Here is a 19220-nt window from a genome sequence, read left to right as displayed (position 1 = left end):
GCAGGCCGCACCGCTCGGAGAGTTACGGCAGCGCTCAGGAGAGAGGGGCCGGGCAACGATGCAGGCGTCAGAGGTCACGCGTGCGGTGGCCGCGGCCATGTCGACCGCTTCCTCACTTGGCCTGACAGCCGACGACGCGATCGTTCTTCAGAACTCGAACAAGGTCACTCTGCGTCTGCTCCCTTGTGACGTCGTGGCCCGGGTGGCGCCTGTGGCGCATCAGGTCGCACAGTTCGAAATCGACCTCGCTCAGCGGCTCACCGAATCCGGCTGCCCGGTGGCCGCTCTCGATCCTCGGGTGGAGCCACGCGTCCATGAGCGCGATGGCTTCGTGGTCACGCTGTGGACCTACTACGCACCCGTGACATCCCGCGAGGTGTCACCGGCCGACTACGCCGACGCGCTCGACCGGCTGCACGCCGGCATGCGCGAGGTCGATGTCCCGACGCCGCACTTCACGGATCGGGTCGAGGGCGCTCAACAACTCGTGGCGGACCGCGACCGCACTCCGGCGCTCGCCGAAGCGGACCGGGAGCTGCTCGGCGACACGTTACGAGACCTGAGACGGGCGATCGGCGAGCGCGGCGGCCCCGAGCAGCTGCTGCACGGCGAGCCGCACCCGGGCAACGTGCTCACCACGAAGAGCGGGCTGCTGTTCATAGACCTTGAGACGTGCTGCCGCGGGCCCGTCGAATTCGACCTCGCCCATGCGCCCGAAGAGGTCGGCGAGCACTGTCCGGGGGTCGATCACGACGTGCTGCGCGAGTGCCGGATCCTCGTGCTGGCGATGATCACCACGTGGCGCTGGGATCGCGGCGACCAACTCCCCAACGGGAGGCTGCTGGGCACCGAGTGGCTCGGCCAGATCCGAGCGGCACTCGATCGCGACGGCCCGGACACCCGGGGCTGACCCTGGACCCGGCCGGTCGCGGGCGAGTCCGGGCGCACATGGCGACGGTTTGGGTTCGCTCTCCCCGGACAGCGGCCGCGACGCTCCGTACCGCACGAGGGGGGCGCCGCCGGCTCAGGGCGTCGGCAGGCGGAACACCCACGTCTGCACCGAAGTGGCCTCGTCCAGGGGGCGGAAGGCGTAATTGTCGTACACGCCCTGTTCGGCCAGGCCGCAGGCGTCCGCCGAGGCCCTGATCGTCTCGGGGGTGGCGCGGTGCAGGTGATGCCGCTCGACGGACTTGAGGTAGGGGGCGTCGGCCTCGGGGGCGGTGCGTACGAACTGGGTCCAGGTGACGTCGCTGCGGGCCCCGTCAGCGCTGTTGGCGAAGGCCAGGATGAACGCCGTGTCGCCGAAGTCCCCGGCGAGGACATTGCCGCCGCCGTGGTCGCCCATCGTGCTGGGCGACAGCACGTCGAAGACGAACGAGCCCCCCGGGCGCAACTTCGCCGCGACCGAGCGGAAAGTGGCCGCCAGCTCGGTTTCGGTGAGGTAGTTCAGGGAGGATCCCGGGCTGATGACCGCGTCGAAGCGCTGGTCCACGGGGATGTCGGGCAGGGCGGCGCACACCAGCGGCACGTCCGCCCCCAACCGGGCGCGGGCACGGGCGAGCATGGCCTCCGAGCGGTCGAGGCCGACCACGCGATGGCCGCGCTCCACCAGCTCGCCGAGCATCAGGCCCGTACCACAGGCCAGTTCCAGGACGCTGTCGACGGGTGGGGCGCCGTCGGACCAGAGCCGGGACAGAAAGTCGGCCTTTTCGTGGTGGGGTTTCTCGCCCCAGCCCGCGAAGACGAGTTCGCCGAGCCGGTCGTACGTCTCCGCCACCGTGCTGTAGGGCTGCGGGGCGGTGATCTGGTCGGTCATGGTGCCTCGTTCCACTGTGCCTGGTTGTTCCGGGATCGCGCGAGAGCGGGGCCCGCCCGGACCGCGATCCCGGAACAGGGGGGCACGCCCGGACGGGGCCGGTTCAGTGTGGTGCGCCGGCCGGGCCCGTGAGCTGCGCCGGGAGGTCGGGGAATTCGTCCGGGCGGGCCACCGGCGACCACTCCGGCTGCTCGGGGAAGGTGAAGTCGACCCTGTCGGTCAGGCCCAGCTCGGCCACCAGCCGGCGGGCACCGGAGAAGTCACGGACCAATTGCCGCCCCTGCGGCATCGCGGCCAGGTCGCCGAGGATCTCGTCGGCGCCCTCGATGCCCGCCTCGACCAGTTCCAGCCGCAGTACCGAACGGTCCTGTTCGGCGAAGGCCGCCAGTGCCACCGGGAGGCAGCGGGCCACCATCTCGCGCTGCGCGGGGTTCATCCTGGCGTACAGCTCGCACATGACATGCACCAGGATCGAGCCGTGCGCGGACTCGTCGCGCAGGTGCAGTGTGGTGATCAGCGAGTGCACCGGCTGGATCTCCCTGTCCCGGGCGACCAGGGCGAGGAGCGCGTTGATGCAGGTCTCCGCGACCACACTCCAGGTGAGCACCGCGATGTCGCGCTCCCACGCCTCCGGGAGTTCGGCCAGCATCTGCTGGAGCCGCCGATACGTCACGAGGACGGGCTGCCCCGGCCGCTCACGGATGCCGCGCAGTCGCATGGTGCGCTGGTGTGCGGTCATGTGCAGATAGGTGTGAAAGCTCTCGTCCACCAGCGCCTGCTGGATCGCCTGCCGCATCAACGGGGCGTCGCTGCCTGCCAGGCCACCGGCCATGACCAGGTGGAACCCGGGTTCGGCGACCAACTGCTCGGTGGCGATGACCCGTTCGTTGTAGCCCAGCCACAGCCCGGTCCGTACCTGCTCGCGCTGTTCGGGTGCGGCGGCCAGGAAGCGCGGATGCTCCGCGAACGGCACCAGATCCGGCGGGTAGTCGGGCAGCTCCGGATTCCACGGCTCCCCGGAACTGGTCGCGTCCGGGGCCTTGACCACCGCCGCACGTTGGGGCCACGCGTCGACAATGCGGCGCAGGGTGGCCTCGGAGGCCGCGTCCGGACCGCCCTGCTGCTCGGTGCTCAACGGCGCTGCCCCTCTTCGGCCGGGGCGTCCGGCGAGCCGGTCGCGTCGCGCCGCGAATCGGTCACGTCGCCCCGCGAATCGGATACGTCGCCGCACGAGCCGGGCACGTCGGCCCGCGAACCGCGCAGGTCGCCCCGCGAACCGAGCAGACGCACACCGTCGTGCTCGCGCAGCACCTCGCACAGGCCGCGCAAGGCCGCCTCGGCATGGTCGATCTCGGCGTCCGTGATATGGACGGAGGGCGCGAAGCGCAGGGTCGCGGGGGCGCTGGCGGTCGGGAAGATCCGTACGGAGTGCGCACGCAGCAGGTAACCGGAGACGGCGTAGCCGAATGTGCCCGCCTCCGCGTGCCCCCGGATCTCGGGGCACGAGGAACGGCTCGGGTCGTGCAGCTCCAAGCCGACCATCAGGCCCTTGCCGCGCACCTCCCTGATGACGTCGGGGAAGTCGCGGCGTACGGCTTCCAGCATCGCCGTCAGCCGACGGCCGCGCTCCTCGGCCCGCCGGTACACGACGCCGCCGTCGGCCTCCAGCAGCTCCAGTGTGCGGGCCGCGACCAGGGTGGAGAAGCCGTCCTTGGCGAACGTCGAGCTGTGCGCCATCTCGAACTGCGCCCGGTAGCGCGACCTGCGCACCAAGGTCACCGCCGCTTTGGCGATCCCACCGCCCAGGCTCTTGCCCAGCGCGTAGTAGTCACCGCGCAGACCGATGGAGGAGCTGGCGAGGAAGGTGCCGGTGCGCCCCATGCCGCTCTGGATCTCGTCCACCACGACCGGACAGCCGATCGCGTCACAGGTCTGCCGGATCCGCCGGGCGAACTCCTCGTCGAGGGGACGGATACCGCCCTCGCCCTGGATCGGCTCCAGTACGAACGCGCTGAACACCGGGAGTTCGTGTTCCGTCAGGCGCACGCGGCCGTCCTGGACCGCGAGGCCGAACAGGGTGCGGCGCTCGGCAGCGACGATGTCGTCCAGTACCTCGGGCCGGCCGACCGGTGCGAAACGGCAGGGAGTGGCCAGGGCGCGGAACGGGTCGCGGAACGCCGCGTTGTGGGTGAGCTGGACGCTGCCGACCAGCTTGCCGTGGAAGGAGCCCTCCAGCGCGAGGAGGACCGGCGGGGACTGGGCGAGTGCCGCGTTGGCGGCCCGGACGGCGTCGATCAAGGCGTCGATCGGAGTGTCGGCCGGGGCAGCGATCGGGGTGTCGGCCGGGGCCTCGGTCCCGCCCTCCGCCGTGCCGGTCCCGGGCGGCCGGGTCCCGAGCCGTTCCCAGATGTCGTCGGGCAGAGCGGCGGTGCCACGGCGTACGGCGGCGCGTACCGTACCGGCTTCGCCCTCGATGGCCTCCGTCAGCTCCACCACCTTGAGCACCCGGTCGAGTTCCGCGTGCTTGACGGCCGCCTCGATCGCCTCGGCGCCGCTGTTCGCGAAGATCGCCATGTACGTCTCGGCGTCTCCGGACTCGCGGCGCACGATGGTGTTCAGCGTCTGCGCCACGTCATGGGCGTACGGGTGCAGCGAGAACTGGGCGAAGACCGGGGCCTGCCGGTCGAGGAGGTCCCTCGCGCAGGAGACGATCCGCGGGTGGTTGTGGCCCAGGATGGTCGAGCCGAACCCGCCGACCAGGTCGAGTACCGGCACCTCCGCGCCGTCCGCGTCCAGGTGGTAGAGGGTGTTGCCCTCGGCGCGCACGTACTCGACCGCGAGCCCGAGCGAGGACAGGTGCCCGGACAGGTACGGCTCCGCGAGATCCGCCCCGTGCGGTTCGGGTCGCGCCGGTAACGCCGCCGGTTCCGCCGGTGACGCCGGTTCCGCTTGCGGCTGTGCTGCTGTGACCATGCCGTATGCCTTTCTCCCCGCTCCGAGCCGGGCGTGGTGTTCAGAGGTTGGTGTGGAGAGGGTGGTGTGGAGAGGGTGGTGTGGAGAGGGTGGTGTGGAGAGGGTGGTGTTCAGAGGTTGGTTTCGATGAACGCGAACAGCTCGTCGTCGTCGGCGAACCGGAGGGCGTCCGTCGCGGTTTCCTCGGCGCCGGATCGCGGCGGTCGCTCGATGTGGGTGAGCAGTCCGCGCAGCCGCGCGGCGATCAGCCGGGCCGTCCCCTCGTCGGGCGGGTCGAGCAACGCCTTCTCCAGAAGGTCCAGTTCGGTGAGGCCGGGCGCGGGCAGGTCGGGCACCAGCTCGTCGTGCAGGAACGCGGCGGTGTCCGCCGGGGTGGGAAAGTCGAACACCAGGGTCGCCGGGAGCCGCGCGCCGGTCGCCGTGGTCAGCCGGTTGCGCAGCTCCACGGCGGTCAGCGAGTCGAAGCCGGCCGTCTTGAAGGGCTGCGCCGGGTCGATCCGGTCACCGGAGGAGTGTCCGAGGACGGCCGCGGCCTCGTGGCGTACGAGTTCGAGCAGGACCTCACGCCGGGCGGCCTCGTCGAGGCCGTCCAGCCGCAGGGTGCGGCGCGCGGCCGGCAGGGTGCGACCGACCCGTCCGGCAAGCTGGAGGAGTACGTGCGGCAGCGCGCCGTCCCTGGCGCGCTGCCGCAGGACCGCCTGGTCCATGGGCGCGGCCACCAGCACCGGGTGAGGGGAGGCCAGGCCGGCGTCCAGCAGCCGCATGCCGTGCTCGCCGGAGATCGGGCGCATCCCGGCGCGGCCGATCCGGGCGAGGTCCGCCTCGCCCAGGTGTCCGGTCATACCGCCGGCCCGGTCCCAGTGGCCCCAGGCGAGTGAGACCGAGGCGTGCCCGGCCGCGCGGCGGCGGGCGGCCACCGCGTCGAGGAAGGCGCTCGCCGCCGCGTAGTTGCCCTGCCCCGCGGTGCCCACGACCCCTGCCACCGAGGAGAACACCACGAACGCGGCCGGGTCCGACGCCCGGGTCAGCTCGTCCAGCCAGGTGACGCCGTCGGCCTTGGGCCGGAAAACCGCTTCCACCCGATCGGCGTCCAGTGTGCCGATCACTCCGTCGTCCAGAACACCGGCGGTGTGCACCACGGCCGTCAGCGGCGCGTCCGGAGGGATCCGTTCCAGCAGGGCCCGCACCTGCTCGCGGTCGGAGACGTCGCAGGCGACCGCCTCGGCCCGGGCACCCAACGCGCCCAGTTCGCGGCACAGTTCGGCGGCTCCCGGAGCGGCGGGGCCTCGGCGCGAGGCCAGCACCACGTTGCGTACGCCGTACTCCGTCACCGCGTGCCGGGCGACCACCGCGCCCGCCATGCCGGTTCCGCCGGTGATCAGCACGGTGCCCGCCGGATCGAGCGGGCGCGCGGCACCGCCCGCAGTCTCCGCGCCGGGCACCCGGACCAGCCGGGGTACGTACACCACCCCGCCGCGTACCGCGCACTGCGGTTCGCCGGCCTCGGCAGCCGTGGCCAGGACCGCGCCGACCGCGTCGGCCCAGCCTTCGGGTGCGGCGTCCGGCCCGGCATCCGTGTCGAAGTCAGCGTCTAGGTCTAGGTCTAGGTCTAGGTCTAGGTCTAGGTCGACGAGCATGAACCGGCCGGGGTGCTCGGTCTGCGCGCTGCGCACCAGCCCCCAGACTGCGGCAGCGACCGGATCGACGGGGTCGCCGTCGCGGACGGCCACGGCCAGCCGGGTCGCCACCACCAGCCGCCCACCGGGGCGTTCCTCATCGGCCAGCAGCGACTGGAGCGCCGCCAGCACGCGTTGGACCGCCCGCCGGGCGCGTTCCGGTTCGGGCAGGTCGGGCAGGCCGGGCAGGCCGGCCGGGCCGGTGCCGGGAGGCAGCACCTGCCAGTCCGGTGCGTCCCCTCCGTCCGCCGCGCCGGGGGTCGCCCCGAACACCGCGACGGGCACGGGCCCGGCGCCGGACGGCGGCAGGCCACTCCACGCGAGCCGCGACAGCGCGCCGTCCACGCCCTGCGGACCGGCAGCCGGGTCCGGTGGCAGCGGACGGGTCGACAGCGAGCCGACGTTCAGCACCGGAGTGCCGTCACCGTCCGCCGAGATCATGTCCACGGCGATCCCGCCGGGCCCCGACGTCACGCGTACCCGGGCGGCGCTCACTCCCGTCGTGTGCGACGCCACCTGGTTCCACGCGAACGGCAGCACCGGTTCGCCGTCGGGCCCCGCCACCAACGCGGTGTGCACGGCGGCGTCGAACAGGGCCGGGTGCACCGCGAATCCGGCGGCGTCGGCCGGTTCGGGCAGCGCCACTTCGCCGAAGGTCTCCGCCCCGCGCGTCCAGGCGGCGGTCAGGCAGCGGAACGCCGGGCCGTAGTCGTAGCCGCGATCGGCCAACGTCTCGTAGAACGCGGCCACATCGACGGGACGGGCGCCTTCGGGCGGCCACGTTCCGCTCCACGCGGGCGCCTCGGCACTCAGCGCCTCGGCATTCGGCGTCCCGGCACTCGACGTCTCGGCACTCGGCATCTCGGCGCCCGGCCCCACGGCACTCGGCCCCGTCTCGGCCAGCCGCCCCACCGCGTGACGGGTCCACGGCGCGTCCGCCTCCTGCGGCCGGGCGTGGACCGTCACCTCCCGCCGCCCCCGCTCGTCGGCGCCACCCACCCGCACCTGCACGGACAGCGCCCGGGTGAGCCGCACCGGCGCCTGCACCACCAGCTCCTCCACCACCGGACAGCCCACCCGCTCGCCCGCCCTGAGCGCCATCTCCACCAGTGCCGTGCCCGGCAGCAGCACCGCTCCGGCCACCGCGTGGTCGGCCAGCCACGGCTGTTCCTCCTGCGACAGCCTTCCGGTCAGCAGGACGCCGCCGTCCCTCGGATCGTGCGCCTCGGCGGCCAGCAGCGGATGGCCGGCCGGTTCCAGTCCGGCCGCGGCGAGAGCCGACGACGGCCGCCTGGCCGGCCAGAAGCGGCGCCGCAGGAACGGGTGGGCGGGCAGCGCCACCGGCCTGGCGCCGGCCGGCAGCAGCGGCGTCCAGTCGACCGGGACACCGCGTACGAACAGCTCGGCCAGCGAACGGGCGAACCGCTCCGGGCCGCCCTCGTCCCGGCGGAGCGTGCCGCACACCACGCCCGGCCGGCCCGCGTCCTCCAGGATGTCCTGGGTGGCGGCGGTGAGCACGGGATGCGAACTGACCTCGACGAACACCTCGAAGCCCTCGGCGGCCAGCGCCCGCACGGCCGGATCGAACCGCACCGGGCGGCGCAGGTTGCGGTACCAGTAGCCGCCGTCCGCCTCCGGGCCGCGCTTCCACTCCCCGTCGACGGTGGAGTACCAGGGCACCGCCGGGGCCGCCGGAGCGATGCCGTCGAGCAGAGGCCCCAACTCGTCGCGTACCGCCTCCACTCCGGGGGCGTGCGAGGCGTAGTCCACCGGGATCAGCCGGACCTGGGCGCCACGGGACTCCAGCTCCAGTTGGACGTCGGTCAGCGCCTCCGGCTCACCGGCCAGGACCACGGCGGCCGGCCCGTTGACGGCGGCCACCTCCACCCGCCCCTGCCAGGGCCGCAGCAGCTCCCGTACCCGGTGTTCCGGCAGCAGCACCGACAGCATCCCGCCCCGGCCCGCCAGCCGGGAGGCGATGGCGCGGCTGCGCAGCGCCACCACCCGGGCGGCGTCCGGCAGCGTCAGGGCACCGGCCACGCACGCTGCGGCGATCTCGCCCTGGGAGTGCCCCAGCACGGCGTCCGGTCGTACGCCGCACTCCTGCCAGAGCGCCGCCAGCGACACCATCACCGCGAACGACATCGGCTGCACCACGTCCACCCGGTCGCCCGGCGGCGCGCCGGGGGCCCCGGCCACCACGTCCGCCAGCGACCAGCCCGTGTGCGGCGCCAAGGCTCGGGCGCATTGCGCCATCCGTGCCGCGAACACCGGTTCGCGGGCGCTCAGTTCGCGCCCCATTCCGGTCCACTGGGCGCCCTGCCCCGGAAAGACGAACACGGTCCGCCCGGCCGGACCGCCGGACCCCGGACCGCCGGACCCCGCGACGCCGGTGACCGTCTGCGGGTCGGGGCGGCCGGAGGCGAGCGCCCGCAGCCCCCGGGACAGCCGATCGGTGCCGCCCGCCAGGACCGCCCGGTGTTCCCACGGGGTACGGGCGGCCAGCGCGTGCGCCAGACCGGCCGGGGCGGTGCCCGAGTCGAGCCGCGCCGCCAGCCGGCCGGCCAGGTCCGCCAGGGCCTGCGGCGACCTCGCGGTCACCACGACCGGCACCGGCACGTCCGGGTCGGCACCGGGCCCGGAGGCGTCCGGCGCCTCGGCCGGTGCCTGTTCGAGGATCACATGGCCGTTGGTGCCGCTCATGCCGAACGAGGACACCGCGGCCCGCCGGGGACGGTCGGCCCGCGGCCAGGGGCGCCGCTCGGTCAGCAGCCGCACCGCGCCGGAGGACCAGTCCACCTTGCGGGTGGGCCGGTCGACGTGCAGGGTACGCGGCAGCACCCCGTGTTCGAGGGCCAGCACCGTCTTGACCATGCCGATCAGCCCGGCGGCTGCCTGGGTGTGACCGAGGTTCGACTTCACCGACCCCAGCAGCAGCGGATGTGCGCGGTCCGGTCCGTAGACGGCCTCCAGCGCCTGCGCCTCGATCGGGTCGCCCAGCACGGTGCCGGTGCCATGGGCCTCCACGGCGTCGACCTCCCCCGGCGACAGGCCCGCGTCCGCGAGCGCCTGCCGGATCACCCGTTGCTGGGCCGGGCCGCTGGGCGCCGTCAGACCGTTGGAGGCGCCGTCCTGGTTGATCGCGCTGCCACGGATCACGGCCAGCACCCGGCGGCCGTGCCGCCGGGCGTCCGACAGCCGTTCGAGGACCAGCACACCGACCGCCTCGGACCACGCGGTGCCGTCCGCCGCGTCGGCGAACGACTTGCACCGCCCGTCCGCCGCCAGCCCGCGCTGCCGGGAGAACTCGACGAACGGCTCGGTGGTCGCCATCACCGTCGCGCCGCCGGCCAGCGCCATGGCACACTCGCCCGCCCGCAGCGCCCGCACCGCCAGGTGCAGGGCGACCAGCGAGGACGAGCAGGACGTGTCGACCGCGACCGCCGGGCCGTGCAGCCCCAGCACGTACGCCACCCGGCCCGCCGCCACGCCGGTGGCGCTGCCGCTGGCGCGGTAGCCGTCCAGGTCGGCCCGTGACGGCACTTGGTCCAGATACCCGTTGGCGAACAGCCCGGTGTACACGCCCACATCGCGGCCCTTGAGCGCCGCCGGGTCGATCCCCGCGTGCTCGATCGCCTCCCACGAGGTTTCCAGCAGGAGCCGCTGCTGCGGGTCCATGGCCAGCGCCTCGCGCGGGGAGATCCCGAAGAAGTCCGCGTCGAACAGGGCCGCGTCGTGCAGGAAACCGCCGGTACGGGTGCGGCTGCGGCCCTCCGCGTCCGGGGCCGCCGGGTCCGGGGCAGAGTCCGGGTCCGGGCCGAACAGGCCGTCCAGGTCCCAGCCACGGTCCTGCGGGAACCCGGACACCGCGTCCCGTTCCTCGATCAGCAGCCGCCACAGCTCCTCGGGGCCGGTCACACCGCCCGGCGCGCGCACTCCCATGCCGACGATCACCACCGGGTCCGCCGCGGCGGCCGAAGCGGCCGGGGCGTACGGCGCCGGTACGGGTACGGGCTCGGGCGGCGCCCCGTGCAGCAGCCTCTCCAGGTGCGCCGCCACGGCGGCCGGGGTGGGACGGTCGTACACCAGCGTCGCGGGCAGGGCGACCCCGGCGGCCCCGGCCAGCAGATCGCGCACCCGCACGGCGGCCAGCGAGTCCACGCCCATGTCCGCGAATCCGGCCCCCGCGCGCAGGCCGTCCGGTCGGCGGCCCAACGCCCGCTCGGTCGCCCACTCCACCAACTCCAGCGCCCGCGCGGCGCGTTCGGCCCCGGGTGCCGGGCGGGCAGCGTCGCCGTCCGCCCCGTACCCGGTCCCTGAGCCGGTCCCGGAGCCGGCCATGGCCACGGAGCCGGCCACGCTACGGCGCAGAGCGGAGCGGTCGATCTTGCCTGCCGCGTTGCGCGGGATCTCGTCGACCAGATGCAGCGACGTCGGGAGCTTGTAGCGCGCGACCCGCGCGGCGGCGAACGCCCGTACCGTCTCCACGGTGGGTGCGGCGCCCTCGGCGGCGACGGCCACCGCCGCCACCGACTCCCCCTGGGTGGCGTGCTCCACGCCGAGCACGGCGACGTCGGCCAGCTCCGGGCAGTCGGCCAGCACGGGTTCGACCTCGGCGGGATAGATGTTCTCCCCGTTCGAGATGATCATGTTCTTGAGCCGGTCCACGACGGACAGGAAGCCCTCGTCGTCCAGGCAGCCGATGTCGCCGCTGCGGAACCAGCCGTCGGCGTCGAACGCCTCGTCGGTGGCCTTCGGGTCGTCCCAGTAGCCCGCGGTGACATTCGGCCCGCGTACGCACACCTCGCCGCGCACGCCCGGTTCGGTGACCGGCAGACCGCCCGCCGGGTCCACCAGCCGCACCTCGGTGAACGGCATCGCCCGGCCCGCCGAGCCGGCCCTGCCCCCGGCCGAGGCGACCGGCAGGTAGGTGGCGTAGCACGAGGTCTCCGTCAGCCCCCACGCCTGCTGGAGCGGCACCCCGCGCCGCGCGTACGACACCACCAGGTCGGGCGGCACCGGTGCGCCCGAGACGATCGGTGTGTGCAGCCGGGACAGGTCAGCCCCGGCGAAACCGGGCGCCCGCGCGATCGACGCGTAGAGCGACGGGATCGCGAACATGGTGTTGACCCGCAGCTCGACGAGGTCCCGCAGCGCGCGGTCCGGGTCGAAGCGGCGGCGGATCACCGTGGTGCCGCCGCGCGCCAGGCCGCGCAGGGTGTGGCAGCCCAGCGCGCCGATGTGGAAGAGCGGGGTGACGACCAGGTTGACGTCGTCCGGGCGGACGCCGGAGGCCCACTCCAGATTGGCCGAGTTCCACCACACGTTGCCGTGGGTGAGCCGAACACCCTTGGCGCGCCCGGTGGTTCCCGAGGTGTACAGCAGGAGTGCCAGGTGGTGGGCCTGGAGCGGCACGGGCTCGCGCACCGGCTGGGGCACGGCGGCCAGGGCCCCGGCCAGCGGTGTCCAGTGCTGGCCCACGGGCTGGTCGGCGGGCTGCTCAACGGGGGCCGTCGCCGGGTCGTCGTCGACCAGCAGGCACCGCAGGTCCCCGGTGGCCCCCGCCGCGTCCGCGAGGGCGCGGTGCCCGGGTTCGGCGACGAGCGCCCGCGCCCCGCAGTCGCGCAGCACCGAGCCGACTCCGCCCGCGTCGAGGCCGTGGTTGACCGGTACGAAGACCGCGCCCAGCCAGGCGCAGGCGAGATAGGTCTCCAGCAGCGCCGGGCTGTTCAGCCCCAGATAGGCGACCCGGGCGCCCGCCGTCACACCCGCGCCGGCCAGCACCTCGGCCAGCCGCCCGGCCCGGTCGACCAGCGCGGGGTAGCCGATCTCCACGTCCTCGTACACGATCGCGGGTCCGCCGGACGGCCGCCGGGCCGCGTTCCGGGCGGCTGCCGCCGGGCTGATGTCCACCTGCATGCGATTCTCCTGGAGGGGGTGGCGGGAGTGGCTCATCAGCCGGCCGTGGGGTCCGTCGCCGCGCGGGACCCTGACGACGACGGTGGCGGCGGGAACCAGCCCGCGCGGACGAAGAAGCCGACGTACCTGCCGAAGAGCCGACTGCCGACCGGCGGGCAGCGCACCCCGCTGCCGGCCAGCGCCTGCCCGGTGTCCGAGACGTCCATCCGCGGATGCGACGCCCGCCGCTCGGCGATGAGTTCGAACGAGTCGAGGAGCGGGATGATCGCGTTCTCCCGGTCGGCCAGCACCAGCTCCCGCCAGGCGGGCAGATCCAGTTCGCGCAGCGGGTAGCCGAGGGCGCGCAGGTCGGCCACGAAGTCGCCGTAGCCGTGGCCTTCGGGGTTGTGCAGGTGGAACGTGCGGCCGGTGTTCTCCTTGCGGGCGGCCAGTTCGGTGATGGCCGCGCTGACGTAGTCGACCGGCACCATGTGCACCGGCCCGTCCAGCCCGGCCGGCACCGCGCCGGCCTGGAGCAGCCCCTTGAGGCTCATCCACACGAAGTCGCGGGTCTGGCACGCCCCGTTGACCTGGTCGCCGCTGATCACGTCGGCGCGGTAGACGGAGACGGGCAGGCCCCTGTCCTGGGCGATCCCGACGACCTGCTCGGCCACCCACTTGCTCCGGAGATAGCCGTTGGACAGCGCCTCGGGCGGTCCGGTCGGATCGTCGGGCCGCAGCGGCACACCGTCACCCGCCTCGCCCGCGAACACCCCGGTGCTGGAGACGTAGTGCACCGGAACGGTACGGTGCCGGGCCGCCAGCCGGAGCAGCTCCTGCGTGCCGCCCACGTTCGCCGCGCGCAACTCGGCATACGGGCGGAGCCAGTTGACCGTCGCGGCGGCGTGGTAGACCACATCGACGCTGTGGGCGAGCCGGTCGAACCGCTCCTCGGACAGCCCCAGGCGCGGTGCGGCCAGGTCGCCCGCCACGACGTTCAGCCGGTCCGGGTCGATCTGGTCGTCGATCCGGTACCAGCGCAGGTTCTCCCGCAACCGCCGCAGCGCCTGGGCCTGGTCCGCGCCGCGCACCAGGCAGTGGACGGTGGCGTCGGTCGACCGCATCAGGTCGCGCAGCAGGAACGCCCCGAGGAAGCCGCTCGCGCCGGTCAGCAGGATCTCGCGGGGGTCCTCGGCCACCAGGCTGACCTCGCCGGCGGGCCGTACGTCGTCGGCCAGCCGTACGTCGGCGCGCATGTCCTCGATGCCGGGTGCAGGTGCGGGCGCGGGGGCGATGCCGGTCGCCGCCCCCGCCCCCGACGCCGGGGTCCCGGCCGCCAGCAGTTCGCCCAGCAGGTACCGCGACAGCGCTTCCGGCGTGGGGTGGTCGAAGACGGCGGTCGCGGGCAGCCGTAGTCCGGCCACCTCGGAGAGCCGGTTGCGCAGTTCCACCGAGACCAGGGAGTCGAAACCCATCGCGGTGAAGCGCACCGTGGGGTCGACGGCACGCGGATCGCTGTGGCCGAGCACGCGGGCGGTCTCGGTACGTACCGTCCCGGAGACGGCCTCCAGGCGCCCGTCCTCCGGCAGCGCGGCGATCCGCTCGGCCATCGGCCCGCTGTCCACGGCGGCCGCCCGCACGGTACGGCGGGGCGCCCCCGGCAGCACGCCGGAGAACAGCAGGGGCGCGTGGCCGCCGCTCGCGCGCAACGCCCGGTGGTCCAGGGGGGTGGCGACCAGCGCGGGGTGCCGGGTGCGCAGCGCGTCGTCCAGCAGCGCAGGGCCGTCGTGCTCGGTGACCGGTGCGAAGCCCGCTCGCGCGATCCGTTTCAGGTCCACTTCGCCGAGGTGACCGGTCATTCCGCTCTCGTGCGCCCACAGGCCCCAGGCGAGCGACGCCGCCGGGAGGCCGAGTGCGGCGCGGTGTTCGGCGAGGGCGTCCAGGAACGCGTTGGCGGCGGCGTAGTTGGACTGCCCGGGACCGCCGACGATGCCCGCGATCGACGAGAACATCACGAACGCGGACAGGTCGAGGTGGCGGGTCAGCTCGTGCAGGTGCCACGCGGCGTGCACCTTGGGGCGCAGCACCGCCTCGAACCGCTCGGGGGTCATGGCGGCGAGCACGCCGTCGTCGAGCACCCCCGCCGTGTGGACGACCGCGCCGAGCGGGTGGTCGCCGGGGACGGCGGCCAGCAGGTCGGCCGCCGCCGCCCGGTCGGACAGGTCACAGGCGGCGAGGGTGACCTCGGCTCCCAGCGCGGTGAGTTCGTCCGCCAGCTCGCGCGCACCGGGCGCGTCCGCGCCCCGGCGCCCGGCGAGCAGCAGGTGGGTGACACCGTGCCCGCTGACCAGATGGCGGGCGAACAGCCCGCCCAGGGCGCCGGTGCCGCCGGTGATCAGTACGGTGCGACCGGGACGCCACGGCCCCGCCTGCGGCTCCCGCGCTGAGCGGCCGGCGGGATCGGCGGCCCGCGCCTCCGGACCGGTCTCCGGCAGGTCGCCGGTGCTGGCCTGGTCCTGTCCGGGCGTTCCGGGCCCTGTACGGATCGCCCGGACCGGGGCCAGGCGCGGCACCAGGACCCGCCCGCAGCGCACCGCGCTCTGCGGCTCGCCGGAGGCGATCGCCGCCGCCAGGGCGGTGCCGGACGCCGGGTCGTCGTCCAGGTCGACCAGGACGATCCGTCCCGGTGCCTCCGACTGCGCCGAGCGGACCAGGCCCCAGACCGGCGCGGCGACCAGGTCGGACACCGCGCCCAGGCCGTCGGACGCCGGGCCGACCCGTACCGCGCCCCGGGTGAGTACGACCAGCGTGGCGGCCGTGGCACGGTCGTCGGCGAGCCACGCCTTCACCAGCGCCAGCGCCCGCAGCGCGGCATCCCGCGCCCGCTCCGGGACCTCGCCCCCGGACCGGAAGAAGAACGGCGCCACGACCGTACGCGGACCGCCGGGCCCGATGGCCGTGTCCGGCGCCACGTCCAGCGCCGAGTCCAGGTCGGCGACGCGCCGGCCGGCCGGGAGGCCGGGATCGGTGTCGCCGTGGTCCAGCAGCGCCCAGTCGGCCGAACCACCGCTGTACGCCACCGATACGGGCCGCCAGTCCAGCCGGAACAGCGCGTCCCGCTGCCGGGTGCGCGCCGCCTCGATGTCGCTTCCGGTGATCCGCAGCGCCGATGCCGAGCCGACCGAAGCGACCGGACGGCCCGCCGGGTCGGCCAGGCGTACCGTCACGCCTCCCGGACCGCCCGTCGTGATCCGGGCGCGCACCTCGGTCGCGCCCGACGCGTACAGCCGGACGTCGCCCAGCCGCCCGGCGTCCGGCGCCCCGGCGGTCTGCGCCGACCGCTGCTCCCCGGGCTCCTCGGGCTCCTTGGGCTCCTTGGGCTCCCCGAACTCCCCGACCGAGAGGGCGCGACGCAACGCGGCGTCCAGCAGCAGGGGGTGGAGCACGAACCCCTGTGTCGGCATGTCCTGCGGCAGCCGGATGTCGGCGAAGATCTCGCCGCCGCGCCGCCACAGCGCGCGCACCGGATCGTCCGTACCCGTACCCGTACCCGTCCCCGTATCGCCGTCGTCGGCCGGGCCGGGGTCGAGCGCCTCCGCGCCGGCCGGGGGCCACTCGGCGACGCCGAAGGGCACTTCACCGCTGCCGGGCGCCGTCGTACCCGACCCGCATGCCGTCCACGCCGCGCCGCCGTCCTGCGGGCGGGTGTGGACGGTGAACGCGCGGCGCGCGGCGTCGTCGGGCGGCCCGAGGACCACCTGAAGTTCCAGTGCCCCCCGCTCGGGCAGCACCGGCGGGTGGTGCACAGCGAGGTCCTCGACGACCCCGCAGCGCACGCTGTCCCCGGCACGTACCACCAGTTCCGCCAGCAGCGCGGTGGGCAGCACCGGGACCCCGCACCGCGAGCGGTCGGCGAGCCACGGGTGCGAGCGCGCGGAGACCCTGTCGGTGAACACCGCCTCGTCGCGGCCCGCGACCTCGACCGCGGTCCCCGGCATCGCGTGGCCGGTCTCCCGCGAAGCGGCCCCGCCGCCCCCGGACGGCTCCGCCCAGTACCGCTCCCGCTGGAACGGGTAGCCCGGCAGCTCCACCGACCGGGCGACGGAGGGGTTTTCGGATGAGTTCCCGGAGGGCTCTGACGGGGCGGCGAACGCCTTGCGGTCGACCGGGAAACCGATGGTCCAGAGCTGCGCCACTGCCGTCACGACACTCTGGCACTCGGGCAGTTCGGCGCGCATCGCGGCCAGCGGGGCGACCGGCCGTGGTCCGGCGGTGCACTCCTCGACCAGCGCGGACAGCACACCGGCGGGCCCCAGTTCCAGCGTCGCCCCGACGCCCTCGGCGGCCAGTGTGCGCATGGCGTCCAGGAAGCGGACGGGGCGGCGCAGTTGCTCGGTCCAGTACCCGGGCGAGCGGAGCCGTTCGGCGTCGGCGACCTCACCGGTGAGGGTGGAGACGATCGGGATGTGCGGGGCGCGCAGTTCGAGTCCCCGCATCACGTCGGCGAACTCGCCGAGCATCGCGTCGATGTGCGAGGAGTGCGCGGCCTGGTCGATCGGCAGCCGCTTGGTACGGCGCCCGCGCGCCTCCAGTACGGACGCCACCGAGGAGACCGCGTCGGCGTCCCCGGAAATCACCAGTGCCGAGGGGCTGTTGACCGCCGCCACGTCCACCCGGCCGTCGTGCTCGGCGAGCAGCGGACGCACCTCGTCCTCGGCCGCCTCCAGCGCCGCCATCGCGCCGTGGGCGGGTAACGCCTGCATCAGCCGGCCCCGGGCGGTGATCGCGGCGGCGGCGTCCGTCAGCGACATGACACCGGCCACATGGGCCGCGGCCAGTTCACCGGTCGAGTGTCCGACCAGGTAGTCCGGACGTACCCCCCAGGACTCGACGAGCCGGAACATCGCCACTTCGAAGGCGAACAGGGCGGGCTGCGCGTACGTCATCTCCCGCAGCGGCCCGCCGTCGGCGATCACCTCGCGCAGGGGGTGCTCCAGATGCCGGTCGAGTGCCGTGCACACCTCGTCGAACGCCGAGGCGAACGCGGGAAACGCCCGGTGCAGTTCCTCGCCCATCCGCGCGTGCTGCGCGCCGTGGCCGGTGAACAGGAACCCCAGTTTGCCGGGGGACGCGGAGCCGCGCGCCGTCCGTGGTCCGCCGCCGTCACGGGCGAGCGTGTCCAGTGCGTCCAGCAGCGCGGCGCGGTCGGCGCCCACCACGGCGGCCCGGTGCTTGAGCGCCGCCCGGCCGCGGGCGAGCGTGCGGGCGACGTCCCGGGGCCGGATGTCCGGCTCGTCCCGGAGGAAGCGGGCCAGCCTGCCGGCCTGCGCGCGTACGGCGTCCGGGCTCGCGGCGGACAGCAGCCACGGGACCGTCGCGGCCGGGGCCGCGGCCACGACGCCCGCCGGCACCGCTGTTGCCCCCGCCGTCCGTTCCGCCGTCGATGCCGCAGCGGGTTCCCCCGTCGGTTCCCCTGCGGGCGCCTGCTCCAGCACCACATGGGCGTTGGTCCCGCTGACCCCGAACGCCGACACCGCCGCGCGGCGCGGTGTGCCGGTGGCCGGCCAGGGCCGGGGCTCGGTGAGCAGTTCCACGCCGCCCGCCGACCAGTCCACCAGCGGCGTCGGCCGGTCGACGTGGAGGGTCGCCGGCAGCGTCTCGTACCGCATGGCCTGCACCATCTTGATCACCCCGGCGATGCCCGCGGCGGCGGCGGTGTGACCGATGTTGGACTTCAGCGAGCCCAGTCGCAGCGGGCGCTCCGCCGGGCGGCCCGCGCCGTAGACGGACAACAGGGCCTGGGCCTCGATCGGGTCGCCCAGCGTGGTGGCGGTGCCATGTGCCTCGACGGCGTCCACGTCGGCCGGTCCGAGCCCGGCGTCGGCCAGGGCCTCCCGGATCACCCGCTCCTGCGCCGGGCCGCTGGGCGCGGTCAGCCCGTTGGACGTGCCGTCCTGGTTGACCGCGCTCCCGCGCAGCAGTGCCAGCACCCGGTGTCCGTGCCGACGGGCGTCGGACAGCCGCTCCAGCAGCACCAGGCCGACGCCCTCTGACCAGGAGGTGCCGTCCGCCGAGGCGGCGAACGACCGGCACCGGCCGTCCGGCGACAGGCCCCGCTGCCGGGCGAAGTCCACGAACCCGCCCGGCGTCGCGGTGATCGTCACGCCACCGGCCAGTGCCATGCGCGACTCGCCGGTGCGCACCGAGCGCGCCGCGAGGTGCAGGGCGACGAGCGAGGAGGAGCAGGCGGTGTCCACGCTGATCGCGGGCCCCTGGAAGCCGTACGTGTAGGCGATCCGGCCGGACGCGACGGCGGCCAGCCTGCCGGTCAGCAGATAGCCCTCGCACTCACTGGGTCCCGACAGTCCGAGGTAGCTCTGCTCGGTGACGCCGGCGAACACTCCGACGCGTGTGCCGCGCAGCGACGCCGGGTCGATGCCCGCCTGTTCGAAGAGTTCCCACGAGGTTTCCAGCAGCACCCGCTGCTGCGGGTCCATGGCCAGCGCCTCGCGCGGGGAGATGCCGAAGAACGCGGCGTCGAAGCCGGTAGCGGTGTCGAGGAAGCCGCCCGCGCGGGCGTAGGTGGTGCCGGGGGTCGCCGGATCGGGGTCGTACAGCGCCTCCAGGTCCCAGCCACGGTCGGTGGGGAACGGGGTGATGGCGTCACGACCGTCCTCGACCAGGCGCCACAGGTCGTCCGCGCTCTCCACACCGCCGGGGAACCGGCAGGCCATGCCGACGACCGCCAGCGGTTCACGGTCGGCGGACTCCAGTTCCCCGATGCGGGCGCGGGCGTCCCGCAGTTCCCCTGCGATCCGCTTCAGGTACTGGACGAGCTTTTCCTCATCCGACATCGG

General features: G+C 74.5%; 6 protein-coding genes. 1 reads left to right on the top strand and 5 read right to left on the bottom strand.

Annotated features, from left to right (window positions below; translation table 11 throughout):
* The first annotated feature begins 58 nt into the window (after nucleotides 1–58).
* Entirely contained in the window at nucleotides 59–910 is an 852-nt protein-coding gene (locus OG627_RS30380; protein ID WP_329070522.1) for a phosphotransferase enzyme family protein, read from the top strand.
* Nucleotides 911–1024: 114 nt separating this feature from the next.
* On the opposite strand, the gene OG627_RS30375 is transcribed toward OG627_RS30380, so the two are convergent.
* From OG627_RS30375 to OG627_RS30355, 5 genes are all read right to left on the bottom strand, one after another.
* Nucleotides 1025–1816, bottom strand: coding sequence for a class I SAM-dependent DNA methyltransferase (locus OG627_RS30375; RefSeq protein ID WP_329070520.1), 792 nt, complete (start codon nucleotides 1814–1816; stop codon nucleotides 1025–1027).
* A 103-nt stretch (nucleotides 1817–1919) separates the two neighbouring features.
* Entirely contained in the window at nucleotides 1920–2951 is a 1032-nt protein-coding gene (locus OG627_RS30370; protein ID WP_329070518.1) for a diiron oxygenase, read from the bottom strand.
* Nucleotides 2948–4789: an aspartate aminotransferase family protein gene (locus OG627_RS30365; protein WP_329070516.1), complete on the bottom strand. Its 1842-nt coding sequence runs from the start codon at nucleotides 4787–4789 to the stop codon at nucleotides 2948–2950. Before OG627_RS30365 ends, OG627_RS30370 begins: the two co-directional genes overlap by 4 nt.
* 110 nt (nucleotides 4790–4899) lie before the next feature.
* Entirely contained in the window at nucleotides 4900–12384 is a 7485-nt protein-coding gene (locus OG627_RS30360; RefSeq protein ID WP_329070514.1) for an SDR family NAD(P)-dependent oxidoreductase, read from the bottom strand.
* A gap of 35 nt (nucleotides 12385–12419) precedes the next feature.
* Nucleotides 12420–19217 (bottom strand): type I polyketide synthase, encoded by a 6798-nt coding sequence (locus tag OG627_RS30355; protein WP_329070512.1) that lies wholly within the window; start codon nucleotides 19215–19217, stop codon nucleotides 12420–12422.
* Between the last annotated feature and the right edge of the window lie 3 nt (nucleotides 19218–19220).

Origin of the sequence: Streptomyces sp. NBC_01429 (genome assembly GCF_036231945.1) — a bacterium.
Lineage (GTDB): Bacteria > Actinomycetota > Actinomycetes > Streptomycetales > Streptomycetaceae > Streptomyces.
This window is presented reverse-complemented; position numbering and strand designations above follow the sequence as displayed.